Annotated in this window: 19 protein-coding genes; 8 read left to right on the top strand and 11 right to left on the bottom strand. The window is 38.0% G+C overall.

What is annotated here, in order from left to right:
* Window positions 1–75: 75 nt before the first annotated feature.
* The 4 genes from FN756_RS07470 to panC all read right to left on the bottom strand — a co-directional run bounded on the left by FN756_RS07470 (window position 76) and on the right by panC (window position 7,474).
* Window positions 76–2,238, bottom strand: coding sequence for a T9SS type B sorting domain-containing protein (locus tag FN756_RS07470; protein ID WP_142602927.1), 2,163 nt, complete (start codon window positions 2,236–2,238; stop codon window positions 76–78).
* 53 nt (window positions 2,239–2,291) lie between these two features.
* Window positions 2,292–3,557: a hypothetical protein gene (locus FN756_RS07465; RefSeq protein ID WP_142602926.1), complete on the bottom strand. Its 1,266-nt coding sequence runs from the start codon at window positions 3,555–3,557 to the stop codon at window positions 2,292–2,294.
* A gap of 48 nt (window positions 3,558–3,605) precedes the next feature.
* Entirely contained in the window at window positions 3,606–5,981 is a 2,376-nt protein-coding gene (locus FN756_RS07460) for a Calx-beta domain-containing protein (RefSeq protein WP_142602925.1), read from the bottom strand.
* Between the two features lie 647 nt (window positions 5,982–6,628).
* Window positions 6,629–7,474, bottom strand: a complete 846-nt coding sequence (gene panC / locus FN756_RS07455) for a pantoate--beta-alanine ligase (RefSeq protein WP_142602924.1) — start codon at window positions 7,472–7,474, stop codon at window positions 6,629–6,631.
* A 151-nt stretch (window positions 7,475–7,625) separates the two neighbouring features.
* Between panC and FN756_RS07450 the strand changes: the two genes are divergently transcribed.
* A complete protein-coding gene (locus tag FN756_RS07450) occupies window positions 7,626–8,447 on the top strand; it encodes a glycogen/starch synthase (protein ID WP_142602923.1) in 822 nt (273 codons plus the stop codon).
* A 31-nt stretch (window positions 8,448–8,478) separates the two neighbouring features.
* Window positions 8,479–9,861 (top strand): DUF4270 family protein, encoded by a 1,383-nt coding sequence (locus tag FN756_RS07445; protein ID WP_142602922.1) that lies wholly within the window; start codon window positions 8,479–8,481, stop codon window positions 9,859–9,861.
* 158 nt (window positions 9,862–10,019) lie between these two features.
* Here FN756_RS07445 and FN756_RS07440 read toward each other — a convergent pair whose 3' ends face one another.
* Window positions 10,020–10,625, bottom strand: a complete 606-nt coding sequence (locus tag FN756_RS07440) for a superoxide dismutase (RefSeq protein WP_142602921.1) — start codon at window positions 10,623–10,625, stop codon at window positions 10,020–10,022.
* 173 nt (window positions 10,626–10,798) lie between these two features.
* The gene (locus FN756_RS07435) at window positions 10,799–11,269 is read right to left on the bottom strand and encodes a nucleoside deaminase (protein ID WP_394344414.1); all 471 of its coding nucleotides are present in this window, start codon (window positions 11,267–11,269) and stop codon (window positions 10,799–10,801) included.
* A gap of 198 nt (window positions 11,270–11,467) precedes the next feature.
* Between FN756_RS07435 and FN756_RS07430 the strand changes: the two genes are divergently transcribed.
* Window positions 11,468–12,655 carry a class I SAM-dependent rRNA methyltransferase gene (locus tag FN756_RS07430; protein WP_142602920.1) on the top strand — a complete coding sequence of 396 codons (1,188 nt, stop codon included), beginning with the start codon at window positions 11,468–11,470 and terminating at the stop codon, window positions 12,653–12,655.
* Window positions 12,656–12,725: 70 nt separating this feature from the next.
* A complete protein-coding gene (locus tag FN756_RS07425; RefSeq protein WP_142602918.1) occupies window positions 12,726–13,391 on the top strand; it encodes a hypothetical protein in 666 nt (221 codons plus the stop codon).
* Window positions 13,392–13,466: 75 nt separating this feature from the next.
* On the opposite strand, the gene FN756_RS07420 is transcribed toward FN756_RS07425, so the two are convergent.
* Entirely contained in the window at window positions 13,467–14,282 is an 816-nt protein-coding gene (locus FN756_RS07420; RefSeq protein WP_142602917.1) for a TerC family protein, read from the bottom strand.
* 157 nt (window positions 14,283–14,439) lie between these two features.
* On the opposite strand from FN756_RS07420, the gene aspS reads away from it, so the two are divergent.
* Window positions 14,440–16,185, top strand: coding sequence for an aspartate--tRNA ligase (gene aspS, locus FN756_RS07415; RefSeq protein WP_142602915.1), 1,746 nt, complete (start codon window positions 14,440–14,442; stop codon window positions 16,183–16,185).
* 51 nt (window positions 16,186–16,236) lie between these two features.
* On the opposite strand, the gene FN756_RS07410 is transcribed toward aspS, so the two are convergent.
* The 3 genes from FN756_RS07410 to mutY all read right to left on the bottom strand — a co-directional run bounded on the left by FN756_RS07410 (window position 16,237) and on the right by mutY (window position 19,213).
* A complete protein-coding gene (locus tag FN756_RS07410; RefSeq protein ID WP_142602914.1) occupies window positions 16,237–17,532 on the bottom strand; it encodes an OmpA family protein in 1,296 nt (431 codons plus the stop codon).
* 154 nt (window positions 17,533–17,686) lie between these two features.
* Window positions 17,687–18,127 (bottom strand): single-stranded DNA-binding protein, encoded by a 441-nt coding sequence (locus tag FN756_RS07405; RefSeq protein WP_142602912.1) that lies wholly within the window; start codon window positions 18,125–18,127, stop codon window positions 17,687–17,689.
* Window positions 18,128–18,169: 42 nt separating this feature from the next.
* On the bottom strand, window positions 18,170–19,213 hold the full coding sequence (gene mutY / locus FN756_RS07400; RefSeq protein WP_246085444.1) for an A/G-specific adenine glycosylase: 1,044 nt from the start codon (window positions 19,211–19,213) through the stop codon (window positions 18,170–18,172).
* Here mutY and FN756_RS07395 point away from each other — a divergent pair.
* The 3 genes from FN756_RS07395 to FN756_RS07385 all read left to right on the top strand — a co-directional run bounded on the left by FN756_RS07395 (window position 19,151) and on the right by FN756_RS07385 (window position 22,336).
* Complete coding sequence (locus tag FN756_RS07395; RefSeq protein ID WP_262709398.1) at window positions 19,151–19,645, top strand: HU family DNA-binding protein; 495 nt, start codon at window positions 19,151–19,153, stop codon at window positions 19,643–19,645. The two genes, mutY and FN756_RS07395, sit on opposite strands and share 63 nt — an antisense overlap.
* An 11-nt stretch (window positions 19,646–19,656) precedes the next feature.
* Window positions 19,657–20,493: a tetratricopeptide repeat protein gene (locus FN756_RS07390; RefSeq protein WP_142602907.1), complete on the top strand. Its 837-nt coding sequence runs from the start codon at window positions 19,657–19,659 to the stop codon at window positions 20,491–20,493.
* A gap of 295 nt (window positions 20,494–20,788) precedes the next feature.
* Window positions 20,789–22,336: an Rne/Rng family ribonuclease gene (locus FN756_RS07385; RefSeq protein ID WP_142602905.1), complete on the top strand. Its 1,548-nt coding sequence runs from the start codon at window positions 20,789–20,791 to the stop codon at window positions 22,334–22,336.
* Window positions 22,337–22,409: 73 nt separating this feature from the next.
* Here FN756_RS07385 and FN756_RS14770 read toward each other — a convergent pair whose 3' ends face one another.
* Window positions 22,410–22,664, bottom strand: coding sequence for a PLDc N-terminal domain-containing protein (locus FN756_RS14770; protein ID WP_142602904.1), 255 nt, complete (start codon window positions 22,662–22,664; stop codon window positions 22,410–22,412).
* Window positions 22,665–22,766: the final 102 nt, after the last annotated feature.

Raw genomic sequence — 22,766 nt, 5'->3', positions numbered from 1 at the left:
CTTAAAGTGCTTAGTAATAAAGAAAGGCCATCTCATGTGAGACGGCCTTTCTTTGTTAAATTAAAGGTGCTAAAATCATCTGATGATTTCTATATATCCACTATAGCCATCCCACTTGTTATCCTTATCTTTCACTTTTAGCACATAATAATAAGTACCTGAAGGTAGTGATGACCCATTCCAATTATTTTGGTAATTATTTTTACGGTAAACTTCATCCCCCCAGCGATTGTAGATGAAAATCGAGTTTTGAACCTCTTCAATTCCGGGAATCACAAAATAATCATTTACATTGTCTCCGTTAGGTGTAAAAGCAGTTGGTATGGACAAACCATAAATATAACGGCTATCAGTTGAACTATTATTTGTCAAATTTGCATCATACTCAACCCCTGAAATGGTTGCTGTATTGGTTACCGTTCCTCCTGTTTTCGACCTAACCTTGATCGTAATTACCTCCTGACCATACACTTTCAGGTCCCCTATATCCCATGTTAAGGTTTTAATCAATTGATCATAGGTGAATGAGCCCCTTGTGCTTAATGCACTCACAAATTCAAGCGAAGCAGGTAAAACGTCTTTCACCAACACCTTGGTTGCATCATTTGACCCATGATTAATGGCTTTAATCAAATATTCAAACTCCTGATTCATTTGAATATTTTCACCTTGAGAAATTTTCAATACTGAAAGATCAGCCTGAATACGCAACACATTAATTGTAATGTATTGTTCAGTACAAGCACCCTTAGTATCACAAACTACAAACTTCAATTTATCTTGTCCATAGAATCCGGCATTAGGAGTGTACTGAATTTTATTATCAAACGTAAGTGCAGCCACCCCGTTCGTCGGAGCCTGCACAATCGACAATGAATTAGGGTTTACATTATTTTCCTTATCAGAAACTTTACTTAATACATCTTCTATTACCGGCATATTTTCTTGTGTGGTGCGTTCTATTGCAGCTACAGAAGGAGGCGTATTTACCCCTAGCGGATTAATATCTAATACTCTAATGGCAATTTTCTTAGTACCAGTCACACTGCCACACTCATTTGTAACGGTATAAAAAATATCCACATCACCCGGCTTAACACCTTTAACCATGCCCGAAGCACTTACAGTAGCTAAAGAAGGATCTGAAGAGCTCCAAACACCGCCAGGAATGGCATTAGTTAAGGTTACCGTTGCGCCTACATTAACGATAGATGGCCCTATTATAGAAGCTACCACCGGAGGGGAAACCACAGTTATTGTAGCATGGCCACTTACTGCATTGCTGCACACCTTTGCTCCAGCCGGATCACTACTAACGCTTGATAATGCATACGTACTATTTGCTGTTAACGCAGGAGTGATTACGGTTGCCATTCCGCGGTTATCCAACCTTACCGATTGAGAAATGCCATTTACTGTATAGTTTATCAACCCATTTGAAGGACCAACAAAGCTGATCGGCGCAGTTTCTCCCATACAAATGGTAGTAGTACCACTAATCGACGCCGCAATTGGATTGGGTTCGGTGATAGTTTGTGAACAACTAAGGGTGGTACAACCATCCGTAACGGTTAAGGTATAAGTTCCCGCCATAAGATTATTAACGGTTGCAGTATTTCCAATTACTGCATTACTGCTGTTTTTCCAAACATAAGATACAGGACCTGAAGCATTGGACACTTCCCCTGCGGAAATCGAACCGTCTGTACTACCGAAGCAGGATACGTTTGTGGGCGAACAGGATGCAATGCTCATGACAGAGTTTATGACAAGATTTGTAGTGCTACTATAATTACATGCATTAATGGGCGTATTTGCAGGATACCAATTATCACTCAATGAAGAAATTCCGTAAGTATAAGTACCCGGAATAGTTATCGTTAAGGGAATAACAACTGTTGCATCTTTTCCTGTACGGGAAATAGAAGCGCCAGCAGGCAATGAACCGGCAGTATTAATTGCAGAAACATTAACACCATCCTGAGAATAGGTAAATACCCATTGAGGAACACTCACCAGAGACTCGTCATCACTCGTTAGCTGAACCACAAGATTAACCGTTTGACCGGGACAAACCTTTGATTGAGAAAGAGAAACTTTAGCCGAAGGCGGCACCTTAATAATAATTGGACACTGACCGAAAGAAGAATAACCAGCAAACAACAACAGGAGTACAGCAAGAATTAACTTGCTGCCTCCGATTGTTTTGGTGTTTGCGATGTTATTAGTATTCCTCATTAAAGATAAACTACTATTCTTCTTTTTTTAATCTAACTAATTGACCAAATCTCTTACGGAGTAAGAGTAGCTCCGTTACAAGTTCCAGCACAACCATTCACATTTGCATCTTCTACAATTATTGTATAAGATCCTTTAGGCAGACCAGTAAACGAATAAGTGGTACCAGTTACAGTATCAGTCTTATAATTCACTCCATTTAATTGTAAGATAAGCTTATAACTACCAGATCCCCCGTTTAATGTTACCGTAATTGCAGCCGTTGACGGCGCATTTGCACAAGCAACATTAGTGTAGGTAGAGGTGAAGGTTATTGGCGCATTGATCGTGATCGTTCCGCTTAAGCTTGGCGTTACACAGCTACCCGTTGTACTTACCGTATAGTTGAATGTACCCGATGCTGTCGGAGTACCACTGATGGTGAACACACCGGATGCGTAAGTACCCGTTACTCCTGCTGGCAAGCCCGTTACCGTTGCTCCCGTAGCGTTGCCAATGGCATAGGTAATGTCGGTGATCGCTGTATTGATACATGGCGTTTGATTTGTAGTCGCTGCCGCTGAACTCAAGGCGATCGTTGCATCTGGAGTGATCGTGATCGTTCCACTTAGGCTTGGCGTCACACAGCTACCCGTTGTACTTACCGTATAGTTGAATGTACCCGATGCTGTCGGAGTACCACTGATGGTGAACACACCGGATGCGTAAGTACCCGTTACTCCTGCTGGCAAGCCCGTTACCGTTGCTCCCGTAGCGTTGCCAATGGCATAGGTAATGTCGGTGATCGCTGTATTGATACATGGCGTTTGATTTGTAGTCGCTGCCGCTGAACTCAAGGCGATCGTTGCATCTGGAGTAACTGTTATGGTAACTGAATTAGTATAAGGTGAAGTGTAGTTACAATTGGAAGCGGTACCAAACCAAGAATCACTTAAATCCACTATAGAATATGTGGTTGTAGTGGTTGGAGTTACCGGAATTGTTAAATCTACAGAATTGGCTCCTGAAGTTACTACAACACCAGATGGAGGAGCGGAGGTGTTAATTGTAGTTGTACTAGCTCCATCTGAATATTTCAATACCCAAGAAGTAGTTGCAGGACCTTGCGAATCCCGGTTTAAATGGATTACCAAATTGGTAGAATTCCCAATACAAATCGTTTGAGGACTTGATGTAAAAGCTGCCGTTGACGGCTCCTTAATGACTATTGGACAGCTAACTTGCCCGAAAGCATAATTAGCAAAAAACAAAAGTGGGAAAACAAGAAGCAAGATCTTGTGCCCAATTGTTTTTGGGGTGATTGTGTATTTATTTCTCATATATGTTTTAAAAAAATTTATTCTTAAAAGTCATTTCAAATTTCTCCTCTAAGGACATGGGAAAGCAGTGCAGCCATTTGCATCTTTTATGATTAATTGGTAGCTATTGGCCGTCAAACCTGTAAATTGGTGACTATTCCCTCCAGCTATATCTGGTCCCACAAAGGTTGCCCCATTATTATTACTGAATTGATAGGGCGGAGTTCCTCCCGTAGCTGTGAGTGTAATAGATCCACTAGCAGTACCATTACAAACAATATTAACACTGCTCACTGCTGCTATTAATGCTGGAGGATTACTCAAAGTCACATCTGTTTCAATAAAGCACCCGGCAGGGTAAGAATTAGCCTGAACTTTAACATGATAAGTTCCCGGTTGAAAATCTTTGCCAATAGCCTGCAATTCGGCATAGGTTAATTTAGTTGGCGATACATTATCGATTACATTTGTTCCATCTGGGAGCGTCCAGGTTGCCAAATAAGAAGTTGTGCCGTTTACATGGAGTTCCAATTCGGCATTTTGGTAATCATTTGAACATTTGTTTTGTTTTGAAACTGTAGGAAATCCACTTAGCCAACTAATTGCATCATCATTTGTGATGGTATATATGGTGGCTGCATTAGCTCCAAGTTGCGCTCCGACCGGACTTTGTAATTGCAGATTTAGCGTTTCATCAGCCTCGCATAACACATCGCCTTCAATGGCTAATGCTGCTTGTGGTAGTTGAATTAATTGCGAAGTGGCATAACTACCTGTAGGAATCGGTAGTGTATATGTTGTTGAAACCAATGCTCCGGTAAAATCAGATAATGCGGTGGCTGTACCTCCAGTTTTTGCAATAACCACACTTTGAGCCGGGCTATCAGCATCAATAATACCCCCTGAAATTTGAATGGCTAAAACAGAGGAAGCGATTGCATTTGAACCTGAATTCTGTTCAGGTCCGTTAGCAATCGTTTTATCAAATTGAACAGTTATTTTATCATCATCAGTAATTGTTCCTATTGCTTGCGAAGTACTAATTGTGCCCCCGGATGCATTAGAGAGGTTTAACTTAAAGGTTTCCGTTATTTCTACCAGTTGATCAGTATTAATGGGAATATTAATCGTTGCAGAAGTTATTCCGGCAGGGATAGTTAGCATACCGCTTGTAGCACCTGCGAAATCCGCAGCTTCGGTATTTGTTCCGGTTAAATCAACCGCGTAATCAACTGTAATTGGGCAACCAGAAGCAGTATTAAGCGAAACAGTAAATGCCATATTATTAGGACCTCCCGTTCCTTCAATAACAGTTGCATTGGCGATGCTTATCTGAGATGCTGCCGGCTGAGTAATTGTTACGCTAGTGGTTCCGGAACATCCTTTACTATCAGTGGCAGTAATGGTATAACTTCCGGCTGGTGCTGTAAGCGTTGAGCCACTTACAACTCCTCCTGTTGAAGTAAACGTATATGGCCCTGTACCTCCACTTGCATTTAAAGCTGCACTTCCGTTGCCTCCATAACAAATAGCATTTGAAGGTATAGCTGTTACGGTTGGTCTAGCATTGACCAGTACTGATATGGTTTTAGAATTAGAATAAGTAGTACTGTTTTTAACAGTAGAAACCGTTAATGTTGCCGTATAGGTTCCACTAATAGCATTTGAGATAGTCGGGTTTTGACTGGCAGAGGTTGTTGTGACCGAATTGGGATCTTTAATTGACCAGCTATAACTAGGCAAAGTTCCGGTATCATAAGTTCCTGAATAAGCTCCAAAAAGATTGATTGTTCCAGCCTGACACACAGGGGAATTTGAAGCAGGGTTTGCAGTTAAAGTTATATTGGAATTATCAAGTTCGTCAAATGAATAATCCCCGCCGTTACCTCCATTACAGCTCGCATACGTTACTGAGCCTATTTTTATTTTTTTTTGCGAGTTACATGGGTTATCTGTGGCTAATTTCCCTCCAGGCGATCCGGTTTCCAATACTAAAGTTCCTCCAGAAGGTATGCTTAGCGTATAATTTCCTGAAAATGCTAATACCCCACCATTTTTAATTATTACAGAAGATGCGTTTAAAGAAATATCCGCATTTACGGAAACAATATGACTACTTTGTATAGCTATCGATCCTGTTCCATATTGCCCAGCGTAGCCTTCACCTGCTGTTGGAGTAGCCCAAGCAGATCCGTTCCATCTTTGCCAAGTGCCTAATGCCGTCCAGTCGCCGGTTGCAACAGATCTGTATTCCCCAATGGATTGCCCAACAGCTAAATTAGTTTCTAAAATAAATACTGAGAGAATACACAGTAGTAATAGATGTTTCTTAAAAGTAGAAAAGTTGCTTTTTGAAAAGAAAATTGATTGCCAGACAAGCTGAATAGCTAGTTTAAAAAAAAGTAAAGGAATTGTTTCGAAAGTAGAGCCCTTCTGCATAAGCATTTTACTTTTCCTTAAGTTAAGCCCTGTTGTTTTCTAATTACCTACAATCCATTATCATTTATTATTCCTAAATCTTATTTATCTGTGCAAACCAATCATTTGTCTATTCAATCTGAATTTAACATTCAGTTAAGCATATATCTTTAAAGTGAGAACATGTAAATACAATTAGCCAAATTGTCTACTTTAATTCAACTAGCGTTCGTTTTTATATACATTTATTGACTTGAAATCACTTTAAATTCCCAAAAGTGTGAAACACTGCTTTTTGAGCTTTTCAAGCCAAAGTTTACAATTGAGATAATTTTGAGCTTTTAAAAACAAAAACTTAACTACTAACTATTTTATTGATTAAGAAACTAATTTCACCATTAAAATTAGTTATTTAATATAACTAAGGGTGCATACTTAATTGTTGCAGAAAAGTAGTATAGGTATTATTAGCGGGATTCTTTAAGGCAAAATACTCCTTGTTAGCTGAATTAAATTGAACAACGGGATTGAAAATTCATCAAATAGGACGTACCGTTACGGAATCTAGGACGATTCGCAACACTATTTTGTATAGCATGATTATTTGTACAAGTTACCTTGATCAAAAAGAATGAGCGTTTTTGATTTTTGGGATAATTGAATGAAGGTCAGTGCTAATCCATAAACATATTATCGATCAATCTTGTATTCCCGACTTTAGCAGCCACTAAGGCAATCATTTTTTCAGTTCCATTAGTTGAAGCCGGTGCTTGCAAACTATCGGCAGTAACAATTTTAAAATATTCGGGTTGAACCAGTTCTGCGGTACGCATCAGGCTCATCGCCTCATTTTCTATTGCCTCAATTGTTTTGGCTGAGATTTGATTTTTTGCAGCAAACAGTAATTTAGAAAGCATTAAGGATGCATTTCGTTCGGTTTCACTCAAGTGAATATTACGTGAACTCATGGCCAATCCGTCTTTTTCACGAATAGTAGGACAACAAACCAATTTTAAGGGCATTTTGAAAATTTCAACCATTTTTGAAATCACCAGAAATTGTTGGTAATCCTTCTGGCCAAAAAACGCGAAATCTGGTTTAACTACATCAAATAATTTCTTTACAATTTGGGTTACACCTTGATAATGTCCCGGACGAAAAGCGCCTTCCAGCACATGCTCTACTCTGCCTAAATCGATATGCCATTGCTCATTCTCTGCATACATTTCAGAAACAGAAGGCAAGAAAAGAATATCACATCCTGCTTCTTGCAATTTAACAGTATCACGTTCAATTGGTCGTGGATACCGCTCAAGATCAGCCGGATCGTTAAACTGAGTAGGATTAACAAAGATACTTGCCACAGTAATATCACACTGTTGTTTCGAGTATTGAATCAATGAAATATGACCATCGTGTAAAGCGCCCATTGTTGGAACCAACCCGATAACTTTACCTTCAGCTTTAAATCGTGCAAGAGCAGCAATAAGCTCATTTTTGGTATGAATGACCTGTAGCAAAATACTGTATGTTAGTTTACAAATTTTGCAATTTTAATTGGTTATTAGCAACAACATCATGCAAATTCCATTGAATTGTAATATTTTTTCTGTATATTTGCACCCGATATTGGCTTCGTACACAATTAAATACAACAAAAAACTGATGAGCATGGCAAAGACGAAGATTTTGTACATTACCCACGAAATGTCACCATTTTTAGAGTTGACAGAAATCTCAAAAATCACCCGTCAACTTCCTCAAGCTATTCAAGAAAAAGGTTACGAAATACGAGTTTTAATGCCTCGTTTCGGCAACATCAATGAAAGAAGGAATCGTTTACATGAGGTGATTCGCTTATCGGGAATGAACATCGTCATTAACGACAACGATAACCCACTGATTATCAAGGTTGCATCTATCCAAGGCGCGAAGATGCAAGTTTATTTTTTAGACAACGAAGAATATTTCCAACGCAAGTACGTTTTTAGAAACGACAAGGATGTATTTTTTGAAGATAATGACGAACGCACAATTTTCTTTTGCAAAGGCGCATTGGAAACCGTTAAAAAACTAGGATGGTCTCCTGACATTGTTCATTGTCATGGATGGATGAGCAGTTTAGTTCCTGCTTATTTAAAAACCAGCTACAAGAATGATCCTACTTTCAAAAACTCGAAAGTAATTTATTCTGTTTACGACAACGGTTTCGATGAAAAGCTACATGCTGATTTTGCCAAAAAATTAACCATGAGCGGATTAAGCGAAAAAGAAGTGGAAATTTATCAAAATGGTGATTGTGCAAGCTTACATATGGGCGCTGTTGCTTTTGCCGATGGCGTAACCAAAGGTGCGGAAGCAATTGACACAAAAGTTGACGAATTTATCTCAAAAATTAATAAACCTGTTCTCAATTACACAAACTTCGAAGAAACTGATACATTTGCACAGTTTTACGAAGAAGTGTTAAACGAGGAGTTAGTTTCAGCTTAAAACATAACAGATTAGTTTTCAAAGAGATAATATGAAATTTTCTATGCGAGACTTATTAATGCCCTTAATAAGTCTCTTTCTTTTTACCGGTTGTACGAACCCTAACGGCATTGGATTAAATAACGAAGACCTGATAAATGGCACTACTGTCGACACGGTAACCGTAGTTACACAAACAGTTAGCGACAATCCGATACGAGTCGACAACAACTTTGAATACAATAATTTAACCGGCGTTAACAGGTTTAAACTGTTAGGCTATTACAATGATCCTGTCTTCGGGAAATCAACTGCTGACTGGTACTCTCAACTACAAATTCCATCATTCGGGTTTAAATTCCCTGCAGGAACCATCCTTGACTCTGCCGTACTGGTGCTTCCCTATGCAGACACTTTAGTGAACAACACTTTTTATGGAGATGTTGATTCTAAATTCAAATTAACAGTTGAACAATTAGGATCGGCCATGAAATCTGACTCTATTTATTATTCGAATCAAACATTTAACACAGATGGAACTGCTCCATTTGCAAGTGGTTTCTTCAAAATAACTCCCAATACGCCAATATACGTTCAGGATATTAGGGTTGGGAAAATTGATACAATCAAAAAAGATGTAGCACAAATTCGAGTTCCACTTGATCTTAATTTTGCTAAAAATGTTTTCGTAAATGCAGATTCAAGCGTTTACCTGACACAAGCCGCTTTTACCGCCTACTTTAAAGGCATTAAAGTAAAAATTGACAATACACAAACTACGGGAAGTGGCGGATTGGTATATTTAAACACCTCTCCAGCTGTTGCAGATGGCGGAGCACGCATTCAGTTTTATTACAAAACAGCTAAAGATACAGCGAGTGTACTATTTCGTATAAACTCGGCAGTAGCGCAAACCAATCACTTCACGCATACTTATACGCCTGAACTAACGAATGCACTTTCTGCAGGCCCGAATCTGCAGAAAGCCTATATACAGTCAATGGCTGGAATCAGAACAAAAATTTCTTTTCCATATTTAAAGAACATCGCCAAAAACAAAAAACTATTAATCAACAAAGCTGAGCTTATTTTTACAGTTGTTGGCGGAACAGATCCTGCTCCATTACGTCGTATTTATATTAACAGAGGCCAAAATAACAAGGGTGAATACATCCAAATTGCTGACGGCAATGCAACCGACCCACGGTTTATAAATGACATGGGGGGATATTACAATTCAACAACAAAAACATACCACCTAAACCTGGTACGCTTTGTCAGAGATATTATTGAAGGAAAAACTGATGACACCAATCTTTATTTAACTGTCGACAATCCGGCTATTGATGGCGGACGTGTGGTTTTGGCAGGAAGTGGAAGTGCTGACAGTAAACCAAAACTGAGCATCATTTATTCTGATATCATCTCGGAATAATAGACATTCAGATTCAAGATCAATGAAAAAAGCCCTGATACATATTTTGAGTCAGGGCTTTTTTGATACATTTTGATTTTAGTTTCTATACGATAACTGATCCAATCAAGACACAGTACCAATAAGAGAGATACTGAATAACTGTTATGTACTAAATATTATTTAGCCTTTTTATAAAGTTCAGCTACTGCAGTCCAGTTAATTACATTATAAAATGCTGAAATGTAATCAGGACGACGGTTTTGATATTTTAAGTAGTAAGCATGTTCCCAAACGTCCATTCCTAAAATTGGAGTTCCTTTTACTTCAGCAATATCCATCAATGGATTATCTTGATTAGGCGTTGAAGAGATCTCTAACTTACCGTCTTTAACCAATAACCAAGCCCAACCAGAGCCAAAACGAGTAGCACCCGCAGCTGAGAATTTTTCTTTAAAACTTTCAAATGAACCGAACGCCGTATTGATTGCTTCTGCTAACTCTCCAGTTGGAGCACCTCCTGCATTTGGACCAATTACTGACCAAAATAATGAGTGATTGTAATGACCACCGCCGTTATTACGAACCGCCATTGGATATTTTGAGATGTTTTTGCAAATCTCTTCAATGCTTAAGTTTTCAGCATCGGTACCTTTTATAGCATTATTCAGGTTAGTTACGTATGCCTGGTGATGCTTGCCATGGTGAATCTCCATGGTCATTTTGTCAATGTTGGGTTCTAATGCGTCGGTTGCATAGGCCAACGCTGGTAATTCAAATGCCATTGCGTTTATAAATTTAGTTGTGTAACAAATGGTTAATTAATGAATGAACGAGTAGACGTTCATGGGTAAAGTTAATAAATAGAACCATGATTTATCCGATTTTCATGATTTAGATAACTCAGGATTAGCTATAGGTTTTAGGCTCAATCCTTAAGACTCATTCCTATGAACCTCTATTGTCTCTTCTTCCTGAAAAACTCTTTTACTAATAAACCGCATTCATTTCCAAGAATTCCGCCTACAAATTCTGTTTTAGGATGGAGAGGATTAGGAAGGATACGACTAAAACCGCGCTTCGGATCATAGGCTCCAAAAACAATCCGGCCAATTTGCGACCAGTAAAGCGCTCCGGCACACATTACACATGGTTCCATCGTGACATACAACGTACAATCTGCAAGGTATTTTCCGCCCAAATGATTAGCGGCTGCAGTTATCGCCTGCATTTCAGCATGCGCCGTTACGTCATTCAAGCGTTCAGTAAGATTATGCCCACGTGCAATGACCCTATTCTTGCAAACAATTACTGATCCTATAGGAACTTCATCTGCTTCCAATGCTAAATAAGCTTCCTTTAAGGCTTGCTTCATGTAAAACTCATCGGCAGCAATATCCGATTCTCCTGTAAAATTGAAAAACATGATACAAAAATCCAATTTCTAGGTACTAAATCCTAATAAAAAGTCTACGGTTCATAGTCTTCAGATTTTTATCCATATCGCCAGGAATCAAAATAGTTCAACAATAAGAGATCCCAATAATTCAAAAAACTAATTCATTTAATTACTTGTATTGTAAACTGTCGACTTAAGACTGTGGAGTGAAAAGGGTACATTTGCCAAATGAAATCTGTTCGCATAAGTAAGGGAAAAGAAAAAGCAGTTAAAAATCATCATCCTTGGGTGTTTTCCGGGGCGATTAATAGCGCAATCGGACAACCCAATCAAGGAGAAGTTGTGAAAATAATCAACAGCGCTGATCAGTTTTTAGCATATGGGTATTACAACAAAAGCTCGAAAATCACAGTGAGGGCTATCGAATGGAACGAGGAAACCAAAATAGACGATAACTGGTGGAAGGATAGAATAACTCAGGCTATTACCAGAAGAAAGTCATTATTAACTTTGGAAGATACGGATTCGGTAAGATTAATCTACAGCGAGGCTGATGGAATTCCGGGGTTAATTGTAGATAAATATGCAGACTTTCTGGTTATGCAGGTGCTCACTGCAGGCGTAGAATTGCAAAAAAAGCTCATTACAGATCATTTATATGCTTTACTAAAACCCAAAGGAATATTTGAAAGAAGTGATGCCAAATCACGTAGCTTAGAAGGACTGAAACCATCAAATGGTTTATTAGCTGGCGAAATGCCTCCCGAATTACTGGAGATCAACGAAAACGGATTAACCTTTTTGGTAAATATTGCTGATGGACAAAAATCGGGATACTTTTTGGATCAACGGGAAAACAGAAAAATTGCTGCCAAGTACGCCAAAGGACTATCTGTTCTTGATTGCTTTTGTTATTCTGGCGGTTTTAGTTTGAATGCTCATAAAGCCGGTGCAAAATCGATTGTGAGCATTGATTCATCAGCTCTTGCTATAAAGACCGTAAAACAAAATTACAAGGCAAATCAGATCACATTTAATGAAAACGATTTAATAGAAGCCGATGTCAATGCCACTTTACGCCGTTTTCAAACTGAAAAAAGAGAGTTTGATTTTATTATACTTGACCCTCCTAAACTTGCTCCAACCCGCGCCACCGTTGATAAAGCACAACGTGCTTATAAAGATTTAAACCTTCAGGCCTTAAAGCTTTTACAACCCGGTGGGCTATTGGCAACATTCTCTTGCTCGGGTGGAATTGACATAGATCTTTTCAAACAAATAATATCATGGGCTGCTCTGGATGCAGGCAAGGAATTACAGATTATTGAGCAGTTTAATCAACCTTCTGATCATCCAATCAGAACATCATTCCCTGAATCAGAGTATTTGAAAGGATTGCTGTGTAGGGTAATTTGATATTCAATATAAGGAAGGTAGTTCAACATATTTTGAATAATATTGCGCCCTTAAAATCAAAAATATGTACATGAAAAAACTTCTACTCTATTTTGCTATTGCAACTTCAATTTCTTTTCTTGTTTCAGGATGTGCGGCATCCTATAAACACATTCACCCATCATCATTGAACTACTCTAATAAATCAAGCGATAAAGGTGTAGATTTCTATTATAGTTACAATGTTTTACAACAAGCCGGCAATAAAAAATACGGAAAAAAGGAAGAAAAGAACTTCTTAAGAGTTGTTTCGGTGAAATTAACTAATAATTCTGGCAAAGATTTATCATTTGGGGATGATATAAGAGTATTTAACGGAGATACTCCAATAACAATAAATTATCCGGCGGAAACTCATTTAAAAACAAAACAGACGGTTCCAACCTATTTTTTATATATGCTATTCTCGTTTGTTAAACTGAATATCACAAAAACTGATCAATATGGATTTACAACAGGTCAATCTTATCCGATCGGATTGGTACTTGGACCGGGTCTAACTCTAATTAATGTTCTAACTGCAGATGGTGCCAATAAAAAATATAAAGATGAGTTGATTTCTAATAACCCAATTGGGAAGATCATTAAAAATGGAGAAACCGTATATGGTCTTATGAGCGTTAATGATACAAATTATAACAATTTGCAAGTAAAAGTTATCGTTAAAACTGAGCAAGCAGAAAAAACATTAAAATAGTTTTTTAGACCCCATTTAAACAAAAAGTCTTCAGCATTCTCAATACTGAGGACTTTCTGTTTTATAAATCTATTACTACTTTTCTAAAGTCTCTCCCTCCATTTTACTATGCAAATGAACAGGTGTCCCTTTTTTACGAAGCTTCATATTTAAGAACTCTACCCCTAAAGAAAAAGCAATAGCGAAGTATAAATACCCTTTCGGAATAGTACCGATTTCAGAACCTGCAACAACAAAGTTAGCAAGGTGTGCTCCTTCGGCGATTAATGTAAATCCAATTAAAATAAGAAATGAAAGCCCTAGCATTTGTATTGTAGGATGTTCGTTAACAAATCTACCAACAGGCCCTGCAAAAGCCATCATAATCAACACCGATACAATTACAGCAACAATCATGATGATCAATGCGTTCGGTAATCCATTAGTCATTCCAACTGCTGTGAGTATTGAATCAAATGAAAAAACAATATTAATTAGTGTAATTTGAAGAATAGCTGCGGACAAACTACTTTTTTTCTCAGAAATTGCGTCATCATGCGGCTCCTCTCCTTCCAACTTATGATGAATTTCGCTCGTACTCTTGTACAAGAGAAACAGACCGCCCGCAATCAGAATAAGACTTTGGCCTGAAAACGCCCCATGAATTAATGAAGTACTAAAAGTTAGCCAAGGCTCATTCATTTTAATCAGAATGTTTATACCAAAAAGTAAGGCTATACGCATCACCATGGCCAATATCAACCCTATATTCGTTGCTTTACTTTGTAGTTTTTGAGGAAGCTTTCCGGCTGCAATTGAGACAAATATGATATTGTCGATACCTAAAACGATCTCCAAAAAAGTAAGCGTTAAAAGCCCCAACCATACTTGAGGATTCGATAACCATTCCATTAAATATTAATTTTTAAATTGTGAACGTCGAAGATAAATAATATTGAAGAGCTGTGATAGGGTGATTCATTTAAATATAATTAGCCTACTTCACAGGGTTGGGGGTTCCGTTCCAAATATTTACTTTTGCGGCTCAATTATTTGACACACACATATTATGCATAGAACACATACTTGCGGAGAACTAACCATAAACGACCTAACGAAAGAAGTTACTTTAAGTGGATGGGTTGCCAAATCCCGTGATCTTGGAGGCATGACATTTATTGACTTGCGCGACCGTTATGGCATTACACAGTTGGTTTTCAACATGGAAGATAACGAGCAACTTTGTTCAGAAGCTCGTAAACTGGGACGCGAGTTTGTTATAAAAGTTACAGGTACTGTTATTGAACGCTCAAGTAAAAACTTGAAGATGCCAACAGGAGAAATTGAAATTAAAGTTTCAAAACTTGAAATCTTAAATGCGGCCAAAACGGTTCCATTTATGATTGAAGATGAAACCGATGGAGGTGATGACTTACGCATGAAATACCGTTACCTTGATTTACGTCGATCGGTTGTGCGTAAAAACATGGAACTCCGTCATAAAGTTGCTCATGAAACCCGCAACTTTTTGAGTAGTCATAAATTTATTGAGGTTGAAACACCGGTGTTGATCAAATCAACGCCGGAAGGAGCTCGTGATTTTGTGGTACCGAGCCGCATGAATCCGGGGGAGTTTTATGCTTTACCACAATCTCCTCAAACTTTTAAGCAATTGCTAATGGTTTCCGGGTTCGACCGTTATTTCCAGATCGTGAAATGTTTCCGTGATGAAGATTTACGCGCCGATCGCCAGCCTGAGTTCACGCAGATTGACTGTGAGATGAGTTTTGTGGAACAGGAAGACATTTTGAACATGTTTGAAGGCTTATTCAAGCATTTATTTAAATCAGTAAAAGGCATTGATATTCCTTCTGTTCCAAGAATGACTTATGCTGATGCCATGAAATACTATGGTTCTGATAAACCGGATATTCGTTTCGAAATGAAGTTTGTTGAACTCAACGATATCGTCAAAGGAAAGGACTTTAAGGTTTTCGATGATGCAGAACTTGTTGTAGGCATTTGCGCTAAGGGCTGTGCGTCTTATACACGCAAGCAGATGGATGAACTCACCGACTTTGTAAAACGTCCGCAGATTGGCGCTACAGGTCTTGTGTATTGCCGTTATAATGAAGATGGTACTATTAAATCATCAGTAGATAAATTTTATAACGAAGAAGAGCTACAAAAATGGGTGAATGCTTTCGAGGCAGAGAAAGGAGATATCATCCTGATTTTGGCCGGAAATGCTAATAAAACCCGTAAAGCATTAAACGAACTTCGTTTAGAAATGGGTAACCGCATGGGGCTTCGCGATAAGAACACCTTTGCCCCTCTTTGGGTACTGGACTTCCCGTTGCTTGAGTTTGATGAAGAAAGTGGTCGTTGGCATGCAATGCACCATCCATTCACTTCGCCAAAACCAGAAGACATCGCATTACTGGAAACCAACCCTGGAGCCGTTCGTGCAAACGCTTATGACATGGTATTAAACGGCACTGAAATTGGCGGTGGCTCAATCCGTATTCACAACAAAGAATTACAGGCTCTTATGTTCAAGCATCTGGGATTTTCAAAAGAAGATGCTCAAAAACAGTTTGGATTCTTGATGGATGCATTTGAATTTGGAGCACCTCCACATGGCGGCATAGCGTTTGGTTTCGATCGCCTTTGTTCGTTATTTGCCGGCCTGGATACCATTCGAGACGTAATTGCGTTCCCAAAAAACAATTCGGGAAGAGACGTAATGATTGATTCTCCGTCAACGATTGCTCAAGATCAGTTGGACGAACTCAAAATTGCTACTAAAAACTAGTCTGAAAAATAAAAAGAGGGTCAAAAATTATTTTGACCCTCTTTTACGAATCTACTTTTTAGTTACACGAATATCAATTCTACGATTCTTCGCTTTTCCATCCTCAGTAGAATTATCAGCAACCGGATATTCTTGTCCGTAACCTTCTGCCGATAAACGACCGGCGTCAATTCCAAGTTTCTCCAGTTCAGCTTTTACAGAATTAGCTCTATCCTGCGAAAGCTTTAAGTTAGCCTTTGGATCACCTGTATTATCTGTATATCCGCCCAGCTTAATATTTACATTAGGATAAGCTTTCAAGATTTCAGCTATATTTTTTAGCTGCTCTTCAGATTCAGGTTTAAGAGTGGCACTGTTAGTTTCAAAAGTTAATCGATCAAAGGAGAACCAAGTAGTTTTATCAACCATTTTGGTGCTATCTTCAATAAAGGCTAATAATTTATTTTCTACACCAAGCTCAGGAATATTTAATTCAACCCCATTAGGTAATGTTTTCATAAAAAAAGCACCTAGGGCTTCCCATGCCTCATTTACTTTCGCAGTGGCAGTATCAACCAACGTTTCTACGTTATAAGAGGTGGTATCCATAAGCGAATCAACAGCTGATGCGGTACGCTCCCCTGGCTGTTTATTACAACTTTTCAAAGCATAAATACCTAAAGCCAACATGGCAAGAGCTAATAATAATGGCCCTAACCAATTTGATTTTTTCATATCAGGCGAAGATGCATATACCGGAGGATCTGCGAAATCACTTACTGCTTGTTCTGTTGATTGGACTCTGCTACTAATATTGCTTCCCAAATTGGCCAAACTATTCAGTCCTAAAATAGATGAAAGACCTGCAGGAGCAGCACTAATAATATTATCCTTTTGACTGAAGAGAAAATTCGTTAACCCAGATAGGCCAAGACCTTCTTCTTTGGTTTTCATTCCTAAATAACTCATCACCAACGGAGCGGCAAAACTCAATAAACTCAATGCGGAGGAAGCCTTAACTCCTGAAAAACTGCTAATCATTGAACCAACATCGCTTTTTTTATTACCAAAAAGTAAGGATAAAAACTGATCGCCCATTGTCGTTAAACCAGCACTTGCCTCTCCGCCACCTCCAAGCAATAGGCTTGGATTCGAAAGCACACTTTCATCGGTTTGTTGTATCATATTAAATATAGAACTCATTGCACTCGAATCAGATGACTTATTGAGCAGTCCTCCTAAAACAGATGGCATTATGCCACCAACGGCTTTTGAAATGTCTATCTCTGATTCACCAAGCATACCACTTGCTTTTGAAATCAGATCGGGTGTAATTAACCCTGATAATGATTCAACTAGATTTGCCATGTTCTTTTAGTTAGGTTAAATGATAGATAATTTAATAGTTCCTTTTCATAAAAATTACCAACTAACAAATTACGTAAAAAACTGAACCACAGCAAACTAAACAAAAAGAGCATCGTCTTAGTCAAGACAATGCTCTTTTTTTGCTTGAAGAATTTTAAAACGGCAGGTCGTCATCCGATCCACCTGTTGATTCTACTTTTGCCAATACAGCATTATCACTATGAGAAGAACTTCCATATTGACTATTTTCATGAGGCTCATTATCACTTTTTCTACCTAACATCGTAAAGTTATCTGCAACAATTTCAGTTTGATAGCGCTTATTGCCATCTTTATCATCCCAACTACGGGTCCGAAGCTTTCCTTCTATATAAACCAATTTACCTTTAACTAAAAACTTTTCAGCAATATCAGCCAACCCTCGCCACATAACAATGTTATGCCACTCAGTCTGCTCAACTTTTTTTCCATCTTTAGTGTACGTTTCTGAAGTGGCTAATGGAAAGCTCGCAACTTTCACTCCACCATCTAATTGCCTTAATTCGGGATCCTTGCCCAAATGACCTACTAAAATTACTTTGTTAATGCCTGACATAGATACTTGTATGGTTAGTTAACTTTTATTTAGAAAATTAAGTTAATACTTTTTTAGATAAATATCAACAAGCTTCGGAAAGGCATATGATTGTATATCCATTTCATTCGCCCAAAAGCTTGTACCATCAGTAGGCAGGATATACTTCTCAGATTCCAGCACCCAAAAACGGGCAAAAATTAGTTGGTGGGATAAAATATGTTTAAATTCTTCAGATACTGTTGCTACTTTAACATTTTTCACTCCCGTTAATCGCGCCAGTTCCGGTAATTTATTTAACTCATCAGCTAATATCCTGGACGGGGTTTCAATCATTGGAAAATCATGTAAATTTTGCCAAATGTCTTTCTGTACACGTTTATTTAAGCATATATTGGCACCAGACCGCATCACCAAATAATTAAAAAAGCGTTCTTTTATCTTTACTTTCTTAGCTTTTACAGGTAGAGAGGCTACATTATTATTCTTCAACGCTATACAATTTTGAGCCAATGGACATATTGAGCAATCTGGACTAACCGGTTTACACTGACGAGCACCAAATTCCATAACTGCTTGATTATAGAGACCTGGATTTTGACTGTCTAATAACTCATAAGCCAATTCAGTAAATTGCTTTTTGCCAATTGTGGAATCAATAGGTGTTTCTATACCAAAATAGCGAGAAAGAAGTCGATAAACATTGCCATCAACTACGGCATGAGCTTCGCCAGCGGCAAATGAAGAGATCGCGGCAGCGGTGTATTGCCCTATACCTTTTAAACCTAAAAGATCAGAATAAGCAGATGGGAAACGGCCCTTGAATTTTTCAACCACAGTTTTGGCAGTTGTGTGCATATTGCGAGCCCTGGAATAGTAGCCTAAGCCTTGCCATAATTTTAAAATTTCATCTTCACTTGCTGAGGCAAATTCTGTAATATTGCCGAACTGTTCAGTAAAGCGATAAAAATACGGAAGTCCCTGATCAACACGTGTTTGCTGTAGAATAATCTCAGACAACCAGATAATATAAGGGTCAGAAGAATGTCGCCAAGGGAGGTCCCGTTTGTACTTATTGTACCATATTTGGACTGTTTCTGTAAACACGATTGTAAAAAAATTTATTTTGATTTTTATAATTGTTTAAAAGACATAACTTTGCAACCCCAAATTAATGAAGAGGTTAGGAATTTAAAAAGTAAAAATAAAATGACGAAAGCAGAAGTAATTGCAGAAATCGCACAAAGAACAGGCATTGAGAAAGTTGATGTTGCGGAGACGGTTGAAGCATTTTTCAAAGTTATTAAAAACTCGATGATCGAGGGCGAAAATGTGTACGTGAGAGGTTTTGGAAGCTTTGTTGTGAAAAAAAGAGCTCAAAAAACAGCGCGTAACATTTCTAAAAACACCGCTATTATTATTCCAGAACACTTCATTCCAAGCTTTAAACCAGCTAAAGTGTTTGTAGATAAAGTAAAAAATAGTTCAGCTAAAGCTAAATTAGAAAAAGCTGCTGCTGAAAATGTTGAAGTAGAATAAACAATAAAAAATTGATATCAAAGAAACAAATCGCAGTAATTGGGTCAGTTGTAGTTCTGATGGGCATTTTGTTGTCACTTGATATCAAGGGATTAGTTGCTCCAAAAGAAAATCGACAACAGGAAAAGAAAGAACAGCAAAACACTGCTTCTTCTGTAACAGTGGTTTCGATTTCTCAAAGCGCTAAGTCAGCTTTAAACAATCCAGGTATTGTTAAACAAATTGAAGGATTAGAAGCCCAATTGACCAATGATCCTGAGAATCTGGATTTAAAGAAAAAGTTAGCCAAACAATGGGATGAGCTTAACGTTGCCTCAGTTAGCAGTCTATATTACTTAGCTATCGCAAAAGCTGAAAACACAACTCAAGCATGGCTTTTAGCTGGTAACAAACTGCAAACCGGTTACCAAAATGCAAATGATAGCCTGGTTGTTAATTATCTTTCAACCAATGCTACTGAAGCCTTTGAAACGGTGCTAAAACAAGATCCAAATAACCTGGATGCAAAAACAGGGCTGGGTACTTGTTACGTTGAAACCACACCAAACCCAATGCAGGGAATTGTAATGTTACGAGAAGTCGTAACAAAAGACCCTGAAAATGTAAAAGCCAACCTCAATTTAGGTATGTTTGCAATGCGAACAGGCCAATACGAAAAAGCAGAAAAACGGTTCTTAACTGTTTTGAAAAACGCCCCTAGTGCGGAAGCCTATTTTTACTTAGGAGAAACCTACCGCAATCTTGGGCAGAAACAGAAAGCCATCGATGCTTTTTTAAAAACAAAAGAATATATCGTTGATCCGCAGTTTACTGCTCAAATCGACAATATCATTAAAGAGTTAAAATAATTAAATAACACATTAAGATCTTACGACTATGCCTAGCGGTAAAAAAAGAAAAAGACATAAAATGGCGACCCACAAGCGTAAAAAACGCTTAAGAAAAAATCGTCACAAGAAGAAGTAATTCTTATCTTGTTTGCTTAGTAAATTACTTCACAAGGACATGAATGGTCACCTCTCCGCATTTATGTCCTTGTTTTTATATTTTTACTTCAGATTATTAATCGTATTGGTAACTAAACCAGATCCCTGCTAAATAAATAATAGGTGCGGGCTTTTGGTGCTTAAAGGAATTTATTTTTTGGTAAAGGAACTTCTTATCAACTCTACTCCCTCGGGAGTTACTATTGCCTTATTAAAAGATAAACAACTCGTTGAATTACATCAGGAACAGCGTAATAAGAACTATGCTGTGGGTGATATTTATCTTGGCCGTATCAAAAAGATAATGCCGGGATTAAATGCTGCTTTCGTTGATGTAGGATATGAGAAGGATGCCTTTTTGCATTATCTGGATTTAGGGCCACAGGTACGTTCCTTGTTAAAGATTACCAAAGAAATACGAAGCGGTCAAACCCATAATGACCTTAGTAATTTTCGCAGCGAACAGGATATTAATAAGGGTGGTAAAATCACTGAAGTTCTTACCAAGAATCAACTTATTCCTGTACAAATTGCCAAAGAACCTATTTCTACAAAAGGTCCTCGCTTAAGTTCAGACATTTCATTAGCCGGTCGATTTGTTGTACTGGTACCGTTTTCTGATTCAATCTCTATTTCTAAAAAGATAAAGAGTTCGGGAGAACGTACGCGTTTAAAGAAATTAATCGAAAGCATTAAGCCAAAGAATTTTGGAGTAATTATTCGTACCGTTTCTGAAAACAAAGGAGTAGCTGAATTGCATGCTGATTTAAACGAACTGGTTGCAAAATGGGAAGAGTTTTCTCGTCGTTTGAAAACGACAGAACCTTCTAAAAAAATTCTGGGAGAAATCGATCGTACCTCGAGTATTCTGCGCGATATCCTTAATCCTGATTTTACAAATATTCATGCCGACGATTCTTCGCTTTATGAGGAAATCAGAAGCTATATTCACAATATTGCCCCTGAACAGGAAAAAATTGTGAAGCTCTACAAAGGAAAAGATCCGTTATTCGAACAATTTGGTGTAGAAAAACAGATCAAAAACCTTTTTGGACGTACAGTTAATTTCCATGGTGGTGCCTACTTAATTATTGAGCACACCGAAGCCTTGCACGTTATCGACGTAAACAGCGGTAACCGTACCAATAGCGAAGAAAACCAGGAAGAAAATGCACTTCAGGTAAACATTGAAGCTGCTAAAGAAATTGCTCGTCAATTGCGCTTGCGTGATATGGGCGGAATTATTGTAGTCGATTTCATCGATATGCATAAACCTACCAACCGTAAGGCGTTATACGATGAGTTGCGAAAAGAAATGGCAGAAGATCGGGCGAAACACACCATTCTCCCTCCTAGTAAATTTGGCTTAGTACAAATTACCCGTCAACGTGTTCGCCCTGAAATGAACATCGTTACCGTTGAAAAGTGCCCCACTTGTGACGGAACGGGCGAGATAAAAGCCAGTATTACGATTATCGACGATATTGAGAATAATATTAATTATATTCTCGAGGATCAAAATGAAAAAGGAATTACACTTTGTGTGCATCCATACATTGCAGCTTATTTAACGAAAGGATTCCCATCCTTGCGTGTAAAATGGCTCTTTAAGCATAGTAAATGGGTGAAAATTAAGCCTGTTACTTCATATGCGCTTACTGAATACCATTTCTTCAACCCTAACGAAGAAGAGATTTCGTTTTAGCATCCATAAAAAAGGAGCTTTAGCTCCTTACTTCTTATTTTTATCTTTATAACAGTAATTCGTTTAAGTTCAGCTATAACGTTTTAACTGGCTCATCTGCTTCTTTTAATTTATTTCGGAATACCAGGTAAAGAATACATCCAATTAGAGGGAACAGCAGTATCATCAAAAGTGATATTAACACATTGGTACCCGACATTTTTGAGCGTACAATATCTAAAAGGCAATAAATCCACAACACCACTGTCGGGATAAAAAAGAGTACTATACTAAGGATTATAATAAGCTCTCCTAAGCCTAAATTAAGAAAAAGTAAAATATTGTTCATGATAGTGATTAGAGTTATATTCAAACTTAATCATTTTCACATCAAGAACAAACGCTTACAATGGTTAACAATTCCTATTTTTAACTGTTTAAAAACATTGTC

The organism is Solitalea koreensis, assembly GCF_900182575.1.
Taxonomy (GTDB): Bacteria; Bacteroidota; Bacteroidia; order Sphingobacteriales; family Sphingobacteriaceae; genus Solitalea; species Solitalea koreensis.
This window is presented reverse-complemented; position numbering and strand designations above follow the sequence as displayed.